Below are 14,976 nucleotides of genomic sequence, written 5' to 3'. Positions count from 1 at the left end.
TGGCCCGGTGAACTGCGGCCCGGTGAGCTGTGAGTCCGTCACGGCCGGATCAGCGCCATCGCTTCTGCACGAGAGGCCGAGTTCTTCTGGAAGCCACCGCGTACCGCTGAAGTCACCGTGTTGGCGCCGGGCTTGCGAATGCCCCGCATGGCCATGCACAGGTGCTCGGCTTCCAACACGACAATCACGGCAGAGGGATCCAGCTTCTCCACCAGCGCGTCGGCGACCTGGGAGGTCAGGCGCTCTTGAACCTGCGGGCGCTTCGCCAGCCCGTCGATCAGTCGCGCCAACTTGGACAGGCCGGTGACCTTGCCGGACTCACCGGGGATATAGCCGATGTGCGCTTTGCCGAAGAAGGGCACCAGGTGGTGCTCGCACATGGAGTAGAAGGTGATGTCGCGGACGAGCACCAGCTCCCGGTGATCCTCGCTAAACGTCTTGTTCAGCACTTCGGTGGGGTCCTCGTACAGCCCGGAACAGGTTTCGCGGTAAGCGCGCGCTACGCGAGCCGGAGTTTCCTTCAGCCCCTCGCGGTCGGGGTCCTCTCCGATGGCGAGAAGCAGTTCACGAATGGCCGCCTCTGCCCGCTCCTGGTCGAAGGAACCGGAGTCGAGCGGCTGTTGTGGGTTGTTCACTAAAAGTCTTCCTGCCTGTGCTGGCCGCCCGACTCGTTGTCGCTACGACCGCTCTTGTCTTGCTTCCAGTCTTGCTGCCAGTCCTTCTCCCAGGGGAAGGACTGTTTCGGCATCTCGCCGCGCTCGTAGCGGACCGGTGCTTGCTCTTGCGGAGCCTGCTGATCCTGCTGGCCCTGCTGGCTCTGCTGGCCCTGCGCCTGCTGCTTGGCCTGCTGGTAATCCGGCTTCTCATGATCGGGCAGCTGGAAGCCACGCTCCTCCTCCGGAGGCACCGGGTGCCCCGGCTGTGCCTGCGGATCCGGCTGGCTGTGTCGACCGGTCTGCGGGAACTGCTGCTGTCCCTGCTGCAGGCGCTCGGCCTGGCGCTGCTCGTTCTGCGCCTTGCGCTTTTCCATGCGTGCACGACGAGCGGCGGAGAAGAAGTTGGTCCTCTCCGGCGGCTCCTCGCCGCGCTCGCGGGCCAGCTCCACGGGAGTCTTCACAGGCTCGCGGTGATCGCACGGGCGATCCAGATCCTGCATCGGGAAGATATCCGAAACCTCGCGGGTCTCGATGCCCTCGAAAATAGCCTCCAGATCCGGGCGCCGCAGAGTCTCCTTCTCCAGCAGCTTCGAGGCCAGGGTGTCCAGGTAATCGCGGTTCTCGCGCAATACCTCGTACGCCACCTGCTGGGCCTTGTTCATCAGCATGCGCACCTGATCATCGATCTGGTTCGCAACGTTTTGGGAAGGCTGGTTTCCGCCCTGGCCACCTCGGCCGACGAACGGGTCACCTTCGTCTTGGCCGTACTTCACGGCGCCCACGACGGGGCTCATGCCGTACTCCACCACCATCGCGCGCGCGATGTTCGTGGCCATCTCGATGTCAGCCGAAGCACCCGTGGTCGGGTTGCCGAACACCAGCTCCTCGGCGGCACGGCCACCCATGGCGAACACCAGTCGGGCGAACAGCTCGGAGCGGTTGTACATGCCCTTGTCGTCCTCGGGCGCGGTCATGGCGTGGCCGCCGGTGCGGCCGCGCGCCAGGATCGTCACCTTGTACACACGGTCGATGTCCTTCATCGCCCAGGCAGCCAGCGTGTGGCCACCCTCGTGGTAGGCGGTGACCTTCTTTTCGTGCTCCGAGATGATCTTCGAGCTGCGGCGCGGACCACCCACTACGCGGTCGGTAGCCTCTTCCAGCGCGTCGGCGGTAATCACGTTGCCTTCCACGCGGGCAGTCAGCAGTGCGGCCTCGTTCAGTACGTTCTCCAGGTCCGCGCCGGACATGCCCGCGGTGCGCTTGGCCAGTGACTTCAGGTCCACGTCCTTGGCCAGTGGCTTGTTCTTGGCGTGTACGTTAAGGATCTGCTCGCGGCCTGCCAGATCCGGGTTAGTCACCGGGATCTGACGGTCGAAACGACCCGGGCGCAGCAGCGCCGGATCCAGAATGTCCGGGCGGTTGGTGGCGGCCATGAGGATCACACCGTCACGGTCGCCGAAACCATCCATCTCCACCAACAACTGGTTCAGGGTCTGCTCGCGCTCGTCGTGGCCGCCGCCCATGCCGGCGCCACGCTGGCGACCGACCGCGTCAATCTCGTCAACGAAGATGATGCACGGCGAGTTCTCCTTCGCCTGCTTGAACAGGTCGCGCACACGAGAGGCACCCACGCCGACGAACATCTCCACGAAGTCGGAACCGGAGATCGTGAAGAACGGCACTCCGGCCTCGCCCGCCACGGCGCGGGCCAGCAGAGTCTTACCGGTACCGGGCGGACCGTACAGCAGCACGCCACGCGGAATTTTCGCACCCAGGGCCTCGTAGCGGGTGGGGTCGGTCAGGAAGTCGCGGATCTCATCCAGCTCCTCCACAGCCTCATCCGCACCGGCGACATCGTCGAAGGTGGTATCCGGATTGTCCTTGTTCAGCTGCTTGGCGGTGGACTTGCCAAAGCCGAAGGCGCCCATGCCACTGCCACCCTGCATGCGGGACAACATGAACATCAGCAGGCCGAAGATCAGCAGCATCGGCAGCAGCATCACCAGCAGGCTGCCCAGGAAGCTATCCTCGGTGACCTTTGTGTTGAACTTCTCCGCCTCGGACTTCTTCACCGCGTCGAAGATCTCGGGTGCCGCCCGGCCGGGGTACTTCGCGATGACCTGCTCGATGTCCTTCTTGCCATCGACCTCGATCGAGCGCTTCAGCTTCAGCTGCACTTGTTGCTCACGATCGTTGATCTGAGCTTCCTTGACGTTCTTTTCGTCCAGCTGCTTCATGGCTACCGAGGTCTCGACCTCGTCGTAGCCGCGGGCGTCATCAGTTAAAACACCGAACGCATAGATCGCGATGAGGATCACGGCGACAATACCCGCGATCCTCAGTACCTTCTTCTTGTCCATATTTCCTAGAGTGTTGTTGGTCTCAAATGCCGAGCGGCTCGTGCCTATGGGCTCGTACCTATGGGCAGAGGCTTGTGGGCTGTGTTTTTACTGGTAGACGCTCGGGTGCAGGGTGCCGACGTAGGGCAGGTCGCGGTAGCGCTCCGCAAAGTCCAAACCATAGCCGACGACGAACTCGTTGGGAATATCGAAACCAACGTCGGCCAGGTCGATCTGCACCTTCTGTGCGTCGGGCTTGCGCAGCAGCGTGACGACGGACAGCGACTTCGGGTTGCGGTTGCGCAAGTTCTTCAGCAGCCAGGACAGGGTCAGGCCAGAGTCGATGATGTCCTCGACAATCACAACGTTGCGCCCCTCGATGTCGCGGTCCAGGTCCTTCAGGATGCGCACCACACCGGAAGAGCTGGTGGAGTTGCCGTAGGAGCTCACTGCCATGAACTCGAGTTGCGTAGGAATGTCCAGCGCTCGCGCGAAGTCGGTGATGAAGAACACCGCACCCTTCAACACGCAGATCAGGATGAGGTCGTCCTCTTCGTCACGGAAACGATCGGCGGTCGCCTGCGCCAGCTCCTTAATACGGGCGTGCAGGGTTTCCTCGTCGATGAGGACACTTTCCAAGTCGTCGCCGTAGGGGTTTTCCGGGACATTGAAGTTCTTTTCGCTGTGCATCATCGACCTCGTCTCGTCGTGTTGTTTCGCTGTGGTTTCCGTCGGTTTTCTCCGCCGTTTATGCCTGCCTGGCATTCTAGCGCGCAGCTACTACCTGGGGACAGTCGCTAGCTGCAGATACCCGTCGCGGCGCTGCACCACTAGTCGATGCGTGCGCCGCAGGTCGGTGTTCGCCTGGGCGGTTACCTCGCCAATTGTAGGCGAGCCCTGCGGCCAGGGTACCGCCGCACCTCCCTGTCCTTTCCATGCCACGACCAGCGCGTCTATGGCGTGCAGGTGCGTGCTGGTGAGCGGTCCGGTGCGTTCGGCCAGCCATTGCTTAACGATTCTGCGCCGTAGTGCCGCTGGTTGTTGTTGTAGTTCGGCGCATTTTAATGACGCCCCCTGCTCCGCCACCCGCAGTCCCCGTGCCGCGAGCTCGTCCAGTAGCTCGGCATCTTCCCGCAGCATCCGCGCGGTGCGCGCCATGTTAGAGCCGATATGTTCCCCGAGTTGATCCTGCAGATATGGCAGCACCTGGGTGCGAATGCGGCTGCGGAGGTAAGCATCGCTGGAATTGTGCGGGTCCTCCCACCAGGAAAGCCCCGCGTTGAGGCATTCCGCTTCCGTCTCCGCCCGCGTGCAGCGCAGTAGTGGCCGACCGAGCCAGGCCGCCCCCGCAGCTACGGCGACGTGGTCGGTGTGTACGCCGCGCATCCCGGCGATGGCCTCCGCCCCAGATCCGCGGGTCAGTCCGATGAGTAGCCCTTCGGCATCGTCGTCCGCAGTGTGGGCGACCAACAGGGGGCGCCCGGTGGCAGCGTTGCCCAGGGCGCGGTATCGAGCTTCGCGCGCCGGGCCTTCGCCCGCCCCTGCGACCTCAACCGTACGAACCTCCGCTGTGGCGCCCAACGAGCGTGCGGTGGCCGCAGCTTCCGCCGCCACCTGCACCGAGCCCGCCTGCAGCTGGTGGTCAACCACCACCGCGTGCACGGGTACTCCGCAGCGCAACAGGCCGTGCACCAGCGCCAAGGAGTCGGCGCCACCAGACAGCCCCACTACTGCCCCGGCGCGAACCTGCTCCGCTCGTGACCCGCCTGCTCGTGCCATGTCCGCTTCGCGGTTATCCAGCGCCTGCAGCCAGGATCGGATCTGCGACTGCACACTCATCGGCTGATACTCGGTTGGGTTACTACTCTGCTGGGCTACTACTTTGCGGAGCGCACCGCATCGGCCAGCCGGTCCAGCGCCGGGCGGGCGGCGTCCGGCGAAGAGTCGTTGGACAGGAAGGCGAAAGTGAGGGAACGCCCGGAGGAGGTCATGACGGTGCCCGCCAGAGTATTAACCCCGGACAGGGTGCCCGTCTTGGCGCGCACCCAGCCTGCGGATTGTTCCGCCCCCGAACCGGCGCCGTAGCGCTCCGCCAGAGTTCCCTCCACGCTGGAGACCGGCAGCATGTCCAGCAAAGGCCGCAGCTGCTCATTGGCCAGCAGGGCATCCAGTTCGTGGGCGGTCAGGCGGTTCTTGTCGCTCATACCCGAGTTGTCGAAAAGCACCGCGTCCTCGGTATCGATGCCGTGTTCCTTCAGCACGTCCAGAGTCGCCTTCGTGGCGCCCTCAAAAGTCTGTGGTGCGCCTTTCGCCTTAGCAATCTCCCGGCCAACGGCCTCGGCCAGCATGTTGTCGCTGTGCACCAGCATGTCGCGCAGGCGAACCTTCAGCGGTGCAGACTCGACCTGTGCAATAGGGCTTTGGTTGCTGAGATCTGGCGTCATTTCCGAAGAAACACCGACCTCCGCATCAGCGCCGAGCGCATCGGCTAGGGCACGCCCCACATCCTCGCCAGGGGTGTGGGAGCGGGCAGAATAGGACTCCCCAGAGTTGAGCCGGCCAGAGTCCAACATCACAGCATCGAGGTTCGCGACGTTGCCGCCATCGATATCCGCGCGATCCCACGACTTGTTGAAAAGGTCTTCGGAACGAATGGAGTTGTCCACGACAATCTTGTTGACGGACTGGCCCCCCAGCTCCTTCTTTACGTCCTCGGCCAGCGTGGCGATCGAGGCAGCGTCGTTAAAAAAGCCATTGCCGTCGCGGGAAAGAGTGACATCGCCATCGCTGCGCAGATACAGCGTGCCGGGGTCGGAAGGATCCTGCAGGACCTCGGTCTTCCACGTAGCGGCACCGTCTAGCGCCAGCAGCGCGGCAGCAGCAGTAGCCAGCTTGGTGGCAGAAGCCGGGGTAAGCTTCCGGTTCTCATCCCTGGCCCACAGCACCTCGCCAGTCTTCGCGTCGGTGACAGAGGCAGACAGCATGCCGAGCGCCGGATCCGCAGCGGCTCGGCGCACCGCGGCCTCAACATCGGGCACGTCCCCCTCAGGCGCGTGCATCACCGGGGCGGGCTGCGCGAGCGGGTCTGCGGCCTGCACCTCGTAGCGGCCATTCATCGCCCACACCAAGGCAGCCCCCACCACGGCGGCGACCACGACCACGAAGGCCAGGATGCTCCACAGCCACACTTTCAGGGACTTCTGCTTACTCACTTGCTTCACCCTAGCCGAAAAACGGCGCTCGGTTAGAATGGTGCGCATGAGTAAAAACATCGAAGTAACCATTGAAATCCCGAAGGGCTCCCGCAACAAGTACGAGGTAGACCACGAGTCCGGCAAGGTCTACCTGGACCGCTACCTGTTCACCCCGATGGCTTACCCGGCCGACTACGGCTTCATCGACCACACCCTGGGCGAGGACGGCGACCCGTTGGACGCCTTGGTGATTCTGCCGGAGCCAGTATTCCCCGGCGTGATCGTCAAGGCTCGCCCGGTTGGTGTGTTCAAGATGACCGACGAGGCCGGCGGCGACGACAAGCTGCTGTGCGTACTGGATGACGTTCGCTTCGAGCAGTTCCAGGACATCGAGGACATCGACCAGTTCACCAAGAACGAGATCGAGCACTTCTTCGTCCACTACAAGGATCTGGAGCCGGGCAAGGAAGTTAACGGCTCCGGTTGGGGCAATAAGGCAGAGGCCGAGCGCATCCTGCAGGAAGCCATCGACCGCTACCAGGGCTAGTTAAAGGGCTCTTCAAAGGGCTCTTTGCCGTCGGGCGGCGATCTGGTGCACGATCTCAATAAGCGCCGCCCCGCCCGCGCCCACCGCCAACCCCACGATCATTAGGTGGCGGTTCCCTGGGTACAACATCAACAGTTCGCGTAGCGGCGGCACCAGGAAAATCACCACATATCCGCCCACGCAGCAGGCCAGCAGAAGTACCTTCCACCAGTTCAGCGGCCGCGCCACAATGCCCAGCACCCACAGGCCCATAATGATCAGCGCCAGCAGCACGGCCGTGCCTGCCTGGCGCCTTTGCATCTCCGGCACATCGGCCCCGGGGTAGATGATGATCCACATCGCCACGCAGATTCCACCTATGAGCATGCCGGAGGGCAGCGCCAGGGACAGTACCCGCTTGACGAATCCTTCGCGTGGTCGCTCCGTATTGGGAGCCAGCGACAGCACAAACGCCGGAATACCGATGGTGAACCAGCCAGTGATCGTCACGTGAATCGGCTGGAATGGGAATGCGATACCCAGTACCGCCACCACCAGCGCCAGCACCACCGAGTACACCGTCTTCGTCAGGAACAGGTGTGCCACGCGCTCGATGTTTCCGATTACCCGGCGCCCCTCGGCCACCACTCGCGGCAGGGCGGAGAATTTGTTCGTCAGCAGCACCAGCTGCGCCACGCTGCGCGTCGCCGGCGCACCCGACCCCATGGCCACGCCGATGTCGGCTTTCTTCAGAGCCAGCACGTCGTTCACCCCGTCGCCGGTCATAGCTACCGTGCGGTGTTGTCGGTGCAGGGATTCCACCATCTGTTGTTTTTGCTCCGGACTTACCCGACCGAAGACGTTTGCGCGCTGGATCTCGGCGTCGAAAGCGTCATCGTCCAGATCCTTAAGAGTGCGGGCATCTACCGCCACGAGCTCCTGGTCGGTCGCTTTGCGTGCGACGGCTGCCACGGAATCCGGGTTGTCGCCGGAGATCACCTTGAGGTCGACATGCTGCTTGTCAAAGAATTCGAGAGTCTCGCGAGCATCGGAGCGCAGCTGCTGGCGCAACACCACGAGCACCGTCTCGGCCAGCTGAGGGGCGGAGTCCATACTGAGGCTGTCGGTGTCCGCCCAGCGTTCACCACTGTCGCCGGCGACCTTGCCGAACACGAGAATGCGCAGACCTTCGTCCCCCAACTTCTTGGCTGTATCTGCGACGGGGTCTGCCTCGCGCAAGAGCACATCGGGCGCGCCCATGATCCACGCGGTGGCGTCCGACCTAGAGAACCCGGAGAATTTGTACCTCGAGTTAAACGGGATTTCTTGGCCCTGCCACTTCTCGGGTTCGACGCCCCGCGCTCGCAACCCGGTCACGATCGAGCGAGCGGTGTCATTGAGGTCGTCCTGAGCCTCCAACATAGAGGCGAGGTGGCGGGCCCAGAGTTCCTCCGCGTCGCTGCCATCGGGCCCGACAATGGAGTCCAGCTCCATCTCGTTGGTAGTGAGGGTGCCGGTTTTGTCCGTGCAGACCGTGTTGACGCGGGCCAGCCCCTCGATCGCGACGAGCTCGTTGACCAGGGCTTTGTACTTGCCGAGGCGGATCACACCGGCGGCGAAAGCGATGGAGGTCATGAGCACCAGTCCCTCCGGCACCATCGGAACGATAGCGGCGGCCATGGAAAGGATGGATTCGCGCAGGCCTGTGTCGGAGCGAACCAGTTGAGTCCAAATCGTGAGGATGCCGGTGGGGATCAACAGCCAGGTAATGACCTTGAGGATGCTGTTGATGCCATTCATGAGCACTGAATCGGTAAGCGAAAACTCGCTGGCTTGGGAGGCAAGCCGAGCGGCATAGGCCGCATCACCGACTTTGTCGGCACGGAAGATCGCGGTGCCCTCGTTGACGATGGAGCCCGACAGGATCTCATCACCTTCGCCCTTGCTGATGGCATCGGCCTCGCCGGTGAGCTGCGATTCATCGACGCGTACCGAACCCGATACGACGGTGCCGTCTACCACGACCTCGTCGCCGGAGCGGAGCTTGATGATGTCTCCGAGAACCACCTCGTGCTGCGGAATGGCTTTTTCCTCACCGTCGCGGATGACGGTGGGTTCCGATTCGCCGACAATTCGCAGCTGGTCGAGCGTTTTCTTGGCGCGCAGCTCCTGGATCACACCCACCGCGGAGTTGGCGATGATAAGCAAGCCGAAGGCGGCGTTGATGATCGAGCCGGTGGACAGGACGATCGCGCACAGCACGCCGAGGATGGCATTGACGCGGGTGAAGATGTTGGCGCGCAAGATCTGCGCCACACTCCGGCCGGTCCCCTTACCGTGCGTGTTGACCTGGCCGAGTTTCTTGCGTTCCGCCACCTCGGCGGCTGTAAGGCCCCGCGTGGGGTCGGCGTGCGCCAATTCAACCTCCTTCATGGGCGACCGGCTGCTACAGCCGGATGCTTATCTATTTAACTCCACGTTATTCAACTCCTCGTCTGTGGTTGCCCCCACCTTTACCTACAATGGGGCACCATGAGTGAATTCGAAACAGTACAGCCCACCGACGTTCCTGCTGGCGCGCAGCTGATCGACATCCGCGAAGTGGATGAGTACAACCAGTGGCACGCCGAAGGCGCCGTCAACCTGCCCCTGTCCGAGCTGCAAGCTCGCTACGGCGAGCTGGATCTGAACGAAGACATCTACCTAATTTGCCTGTCCGGCGGCCGCTCTGCGCGTGCCTGCCAGTGGCTGGAGCAGAACGGTATCGACGCAATCAATGTGGCTAACGGCACTTCCGGTTGGCGCGACGCAGGCCTTCCCATCGTGGGGCAACCCCACAATTAGACAACACCCATAGTCGGCGTTATATTGGTGGCATGTCCGAATCTATGCCGCTACCCGCTGACTTGTTGTCTTCGCCCTCATTCCAGCTTGAGCGCCTACGTCGCCGCACCCGCGACTTCGTGGAGACCGCGCTCGCGGAAGAGGGCTTCAACCTGCGCGAATTCTGGGTTCTTGCCTGCCTCGTCGACGGCGACGCAGCAAGCCAGGCCACGCTAGGCGAAATCCTCGGAGTGGACCGCTCCGACATGGTGCGTCTGGTTGATTCCCTGGAAAAGCGCAGCCTCGCTAAGAGGGTCAAGGATCCAAAGGATCGCCGCCGCCAGATCATCTCGGTGACTAAGAAGGGCAATAAGGCCTACAGTAGCCTTGCCCCGCTAGTCGCAGCCGCGGAGGATAAGGCGCTGGACGATTCCACCTCCAAGCAGCTGAAGCACTTGAGCAAGCTGGCCCAGGCCATCATCGCGAGCGAGGAGGCCTAGCCAAAAAGTGCGCATCCCTTCCCGGTACCTCCGTTCCAGTGAGGCACCGGAGCCTCGCACGCTCATCGATATTGTGCGTGCGACGGCTTCGGCATGCCCTGAAGCCCCCGCCATCGACGACGGTAAGGGGGTTATTACCTATTCCGAGCTTCTCGATGAGATCAACGAGACCGCCCAGTGGCTGTACGAGCGCGGCCTCGGGCGCGGCGACCGCATCGGCATTCGCATGCCCAGCGGTGATCGTTCGCTCTACATCGCTATTCTGTCCACCCTCGCCGTCGGTGCTGCCTATGTGCCTGTGGACGCCGACGATCCAGAAGAACGCGCCTCCCTTGTCTTCGGCGAGGCCGGCGTGGCCGCAATTTACGGTGCCGATGGGCTGCGGGTAGTCGACGACAACCTGCAGGCCGGCGCTGGGGCAAGCTCCGACAAGCCTTTCGGCCCCGACCTGGAGACCGACGCGTGGATCATCTTCACCTCGGGTTCCACCGGCAAGCCCAAGGGCGTGGCCGTTACCCACCGCAACGCGGCCGCTTTCGTGGACGCGGAGGCGGAAATGTTCCTGCTGGACGAGCCCCTGGCGCCGGGCGACCGCGTGCTGGCTGGCCTGTCCGTAGCCTTCGACGCTTCCTGCGAGGAAATGTGGCTGGCCTGGCGCCACGGCGCCTGTCTGGTGCCCGCCCCGCGCGCCCTGGTGCGCTCCGGCGTGGACCTGGGCCCCTGGCTGGTTTCCCGCAGCGTGACCGCCGTGTCCACCGTGCCTACCCTGGCCGGACTGTGGCCGGACGAGGCCTTGGATGCCGTGCGCCTGCTGATCTTCGGCGGCGAGGCATGCCCGCCCGAACTGGCCGCCCGTCTGGCCACCGATTCCCGCGAACTGTGGAACACCTACGGTCCGACCGAGGCCACCGTCGTGGCCTGCGGCACCACCATGGATGGGGTGCGCCCGGTTTCCATCGGTACTCCCCTGCGCGGCTGGGATCTGGCAGTCGTCAATGAGAACAACCAGCCGGTGGGCTGGGGCGAGACCGGCGAGCTGATCATCGGTGGCGTCGGCCTGGCCCGCTACCTGGATCCGGAAAAGGACGCAGAAAAGTTCGCGCCCATGCCGGAGCTCGGCTGGGAGCGCGCCTACCGCTCCGGCGACCACGTACGCCTGGAGGAAGATGGCCTGTACTTCGTCGGTCGTATCGACGACCAGGTGAAGATCGGTGGGCGTCGAATAGAACTCGGCGAGGTAGACGCGGCGCTGTCCGCCCTGCCTGGCGTGCGCAGCTCCACCGTCGTGGTGCAGACCACCGGCGGCGGCGACAAGGTGCTGGTGGGGTACGTCTCTACGGAGGGCGACGCCGACAAGTTTGACCAGCAGGAGGCGCTGCAGCGACTACGCGACTCGATGCCCGCAGCAATGGTCCCACGCCTGTGCGCGCTGGACGAGCTGCCGGTAACGACCTCCGGCAAGGTGGACAAGAAGGCCCTGCCGTGGCCGCTACCTTCCAGCGAAACCGCGGACTTTGATAACCCGACCCAGCAGTGGCTGGCGGAACTGTTCGCCGACGCGCTAGGAACGGCTGTGACCAGCCCGGATGCGGACTTCTTCAACCTCGGCGGTACCTCGCTGGGCGCGGCTACCCTGATTAGCCGCGTGCGTCAGGAAGTCCCGACCGTCAGCGTGCGCGATCTTTATGATCACTCGCGTCTGGCCGCTCTGGCCGAGCACATCGATTCGATGCGCGACAAGACCGGCGCCAAGGGCGGCGGCTCGGGCCAGGCCGCGCAGGCCAAGGACGTGAAGCCTGCGAAGCCGGTGGGCATCGGTACCCGCCTTGCGCAGGCCCTGATCCAGGTTCCGGCGCTCACTCTCGCGGGGGCGCAGTGGGTCACGTGGATCCTGGTGTTCAACGCGATTCTGTACCACGGTTCCTCCTGGGCGGGCGACCTGCCGTGGGTCGTTGACGTGCCGTGGGCCGTGGTCATTGCCGCGGTGACTGTCTTCGCCACCCCGCTCGGCCGCCTACCTCTGTCCGCGCTGCTGATCCGCTTGATTACGGCGGGCATCGGCGAGGGCGACTACCGGCGCGGCGGCGCGGTTCACCTACGCATCTGGGCTGCGGAGCGCGTGGCGGATTCCTCCGGCGCACGCGATGTCTCGGGCGCCGCGTGGATCACCACGTACGCCCGCTGGCTGGGCGCGAAGGTCGGCAAGGGCGCGCAGATGCACACCCTGCCGCCGGTCACCGGCCTGCTGACCCTGGGCAAGTACTGCTCCATCGAGCAGGAAGTGGATCTTTCTGGCTACTGGCTGGAGGGCGACGTACTGCACGTCGGCCGCATCGAGATCGGCAAGGACGCCTCCGTCGGCGCCCGCTCCACCCTGTTCCCGGGTGCCCGTATCGGCGCACGCGCTCACATCGAGCCGGGGTCGGCCGTCACGGGAGCCAAGAAGGTCAAGGCTGGCTCCCAATGGGCCGGCTCCCCCGCCGTGAAGGTCGGCAAGGCCCGCAACCGCTTCCCGGAGCAGGCCGCCCCGCGCCGTACCATGTGGTTCTGGCTCTACGCGCTGAGCGCCATCGTGATGTCGTTGCTGCCCCTGGTTGCTTTGTTCGTCGCGGCTGAGTTCGTCCTGTGGCTCGTTCCTTCTGACGCCCCCCTGCTGGCACTTCCCATCGCCGCAGCCGGTGGCCTGGTGGCGTTCGCCACGTACACAGCACTGACGTGGGTGTTCGTGCGCCTGCTGTCGGCAGGCCTGAAGCCGGGCGTGGTGGCCGTGCGCAGCCTCAGTGGCTGGCGTGTGTGGGCGATTGAACGCCTGATGGATAGCGCCCGCACGCAACTGTTCCCGATGTACGCAGCCCAGCTGACCCCGCTATGGTTCCGCAGCCTGGGCGCCAAGGTGGGCAAGGATGCGGAGATCTCGACGGCCGTGATGGTGCCGCGCTTCGCCGAGGTGCGCGAGGGCGCGTTCCTGGCAGACGACACGATGGTCGGTGGCTACGAGCTCGGCGGTGGCGGCTGGATGCTCACCGGTAATACGAAGGTGGGCAAGCGCTCCTTCCTGGGCAACTCCGGCATCGCTGGCCCGGATCGCACGCTGAAGAAGAACTCTCTGGTGGCCGTGCTGTCCTCTACCCCGGAGAAGACGAAGTCCGGCAGTAACTGGCTGGGCTCCCCGCCGGAGCGCCTGCGCCGCGTGGCCGTAGAGGCCAGTGGCGAGTCCCGCACCTACAACCCGGGCTTCGGCCTGAAGGTGGCCCGTGGCTTCGTGGAGACCCTGCGTCTGCTGGCGCCGATGACCTCCGCCGTGATTGCGGCGGGCGTTGTTCTGGCGCTGCAGTGGGTGCTGCTGAACCAGGGCATCTGGCAGACCTTTGTGGTCTCCGGCCTGGTACTGGTCGGCGCGGGCTTCGTGGCCGCGGTGGTGACGGTGCTGATGAAGTGGCTGTGCGTGCAGCGCATCAAGGCCGGCGAGCACGAGCTGTGGTCAGCATTCGTGTGGCTGAACGAGCTGCAGGATCAGTTCGTGGAAACTGTTGCTGGTCCGTGGTTCCTGGCGCACACGATGGGCACTGGCAGCCTGAACATGTTCCTGCGTGCCCTGGGTGCGAAGATCGGCCGGGGCGCCTGGTTGGATTCTTATTGGCTGCCGGAGGCTGATCTGGTCACCATCGGCCGGGGTGCCAGCGTGGGCCCGGGTTGTGTGGTGCAGACTCACTTGTTCCAGGACCGTGTGATGAGTTTGGATACCGTCACCCTGGGTGACGGTGCGACGATGGGACCACACAGCGTGGCTCTGCCCGCCGCAGCGATCGAACAGGCGGCGACGGTCGGCCCGGCGTCCCTAGTTATGCGTGGCGACCACGTGCCCGCCGCCACGCGGTGGCAGGGCAACCCGATCGAGATCGTCGATTAGTCGCCGATCTGGTCGCGGCCGCGCTTAACGATCTTCGGATCCGGCTCGCCGACGACCTCGTGGTCCTTGTCGGCGTACTCGAACTTCGACAGGACATAGCGCATCGCGTTGATGCGGGCGCGCTTCTTGTCGTTGGACTTGATAGTGATCCACGGGGACTCGTTGGTGTCCGTGTAGCGGAACTGCTCCTCCTTGGCGCGGGTGTAGTCATCCCACTTGTCCAGGGAGGCCAGGTCCATCGGAGAAAGCTTCCACTGGCGGACCGGATCCACCTGGCGGATAGCGAAGCGGGTGCGCTGCTCCTTCTGGGTGACGGAGAACCACAGCTTCGTCAGGGAGATGCCGGAGCCCATGATCATGTTCTCCAGCATCGGGACCTCACGCAGGAACTCTGCGTGCTGGTCGTTGGTGCAGAAGCCCATTACGCGCTCCACGCCGGAGCGGTTATACCAGGAGCGGTCGAAGAATACGATCTCGCCGCCGCACGGGAAGTGCTGGACGTAGCGCTGGAAGTACCAGGAGGTCGACTCGCGCTCGGAGGGCTTCTCCAGGGCCACGGTGCGGGCACCACGGGGGTTCAGGTGCTCGTTGAAGCGCTTGATGGTGCCACCCTTACCGGCAGCGTCGCGCCCCTCGAAAATGATGATGTGCTTCTGGCCAGTGTCCTTGGTCCAGTTCTGGAACTTCAGCAGCTCGATCTGCAGGGCACGCTTGGTGGTCTCGTACTCCTCGCGGCTCATGCGCTCGTCGTAGGGGTACTGGTCGCGCCAGGTATCTACCCGGTGGCCGTCGGGAGTGATCAGTACCGGATCGTCTTCGTCCGAATCGTCCACCAAGTAGCCCTCGGTAGCGGCCAGATCAACCATGTGGAATTCTTCATCGGCCATGTGCCTGGGTTCTCCTTCGCCTGAAGCTTTTAGACTCTTATTAACACTATCTATTCTAGTGCGTTCGGTGTTGCCATACAGCGCTGATTGATGTTGCGATACAGCACGGCTGGGTTAAGTAGCAAAAAGTGTGTCCGCTCG

At 63.9% G+C, this 14,976-nt stretch carries 11 protein-coding genes; 4 read left to right on the top strand and 7 right to left on the bottom strand.

Annotated features, from left to right (window positions below):
- Positions 1-38: 38 nt before the first annotated feature.
- The 5 genes from folE to dacB form a co-directional block, all read right to left on the bottom strand.
- Complete coding sequence (gene folE, locus HMPREF2678_RS02000; protein ID WP_034969142.1) at positions 39-635, bottom strand: GTP cyclohydrolase I FolE; 597 nt, start codon at positions 633-635, stop codon at positions 39-41.
- A complete protein-coding gene (gene ftsH / locus HMPREF2678_RS01995; RefSeq protein WP_070550636.1) occupies positions 635-3,016 on the bottom strand; it encodes an ATP-dependent zinc metalloprotease FtsH in 2,382 nt (793 codons plus the stop codon). The genes folE and ftsH overlap by 1 nt, the downstream gene beginning before the upstream one ends.
- An 87-nt stretch (positions 3,017-3,103) precedes the next feature.
- Entirely contained in the window at positions 3,104-3,685 is a 582-nt protein-coding gene (gene hpt / locus HMPREF2678_RS01990; RefSeq protein WP_034969460.1) for a hypoxanthine phosphoribosyltransferase, read from the bottom strand.
- 90 nt (positions 3,686-3,775) lie between these two features.
- A complete protein-coding gene (gene tilS / locus HMPREF2678_RS01985) occupies positions 3,776-4,834 on the bottom strand; it encodes a tRNA lysidine(34) synthetase TilS (RefSeq protein ID WP_070550635.1) in 1,059 nt (352 codons plus the stop codon).
- Positions 4,835-4,872: 38 nt separating this feature from the next.
- Positions 4,873-6,207: a D-alanyl-D-alanine carboxypeptidase/D-alanyl-D-alanine endopeptidase gene (dacB, locus tag HMPREF2678_RS01980; protein ID WP_083303391.1), complete on the bottom strand. Its 1,335-nt coding sequence runs from the start codon at positions 6,205-6,207 to the stop codon at positions 4,873-4,875.
- Positions 6,208-6,253: 46 nt separating this feature from the next.
- On the opposite strand from dacB, the gene HMPREF2678_RS01975 reads away from it, so the two are divergent.
- Positions 6,254-6,736, top strand: a complete 483-nt coding sequence (locus HMPREF2678_RS01975) for an inorganic diphosphatase (RefSeq protein ID WP_034969150.1) — start codon at positions 6,254-6,256, stop codon at positions 6,734-6,736.
- Positions 6,737-6,748: 12 nt separating this feature from the next.
- Here the strand turns inward: HMPREF2678_RS01975 and HMPREF2678_RS01970 are convergent, their stop codons facing one another.
- On the bottom strand, positions 6,749-9,148 hold the full coding sequence (locus HMPREF2678_RS01970) for an HAD-IC family P-type ATPase (RefSeq protein ID WP_070550633.1): 2,400 nt from the start codon (positions 9,146-9,148) through the stop codon (positions 6,749-6,751).
- A 99-nt stretch (positions 9,149-9,247) separates the two neighbouring features.
- Here HMPREF2678_RS01970 and HMPREF2678_RS01965 point away from each other — a divergent pair, with 99 nt between their 5' ends.
- The 3 genes from HMPREF2678_RS01965 to HMPREF2678_RS01955 are packed head-to-tail and all read left to right on the top strand — an operon-like array spanning position 9,248 to position 13,948.
- A complete protein-coding gene (locus HMPREF2678_RS01965) occupies positions 9,248-9,559 on the top strand; it encodes a rhodanese-like domain-containing protein (protein ID WP_034969468.1) in 312 nt (103 codons plus the stop codon).
- Positions 9,560-9,591: 32 nt separating this feature from the next.
- Positions 9,592-10,038: a MarR family winged helix-turn-helix transcriptional regulator gene (locus HMPREF2678_RS01960; RefSeq protein ID WP_034971747.1), complete on the top strand. Its 447-nt coding sequence runs from the start codon at positions 9,592-9,594 to the stop codon at positions 10,036-10,038.
- A gap of 7 nt (positions 10,039-10,045) precedes the next feature.
- Entirely contained in the window at positions 10,046-13,948 is a 3,903-nt protein-coding gene (locus HMPREF2678_RS01955; RefSeq protein ID WP_070550632.1) for a Pls/PosA family non-ribosomal peptide synthetase, read from the top strand.
- On the opposite strand, the gene ppk2 is transcribed toward HMPREF2678_RS01955, so the two are convergent.
- The gene (ppk2, locus tag HMPREF2678_RS01950; RefSeq protein ID WP_034969158.1) at positions 13,945-14,835 is read right to left on the bottom strand and encodes a polyphosphate kinase 2; all 891 of its coding nucleotides are present in this window, start codon (positions 14,833-14,835) and stop codon (positions 13,945-13,947) included. The genes HMPREF2678_RS01955 and ppk2 overlap by 4 nt on opposite strands.
- Positions 14,836-14,976 lie beyond the last annotated feature (141 nt).

Source organism: Corynebacterium sp. HMSC058E07 (assembly GCF_001809885.1).
Taxonomy (GTDB): Bacteria; Actinomycetota; Actinomycetes; order Mycobacteriales; family Mycobacteriaceae; genus Corynebacterium; species Corynebacterium macclintockiae.
Note: the sequence above shows the minus strand (reverse complement) of the source record. Positions and strands in the feature narration are given on the sequence as shown.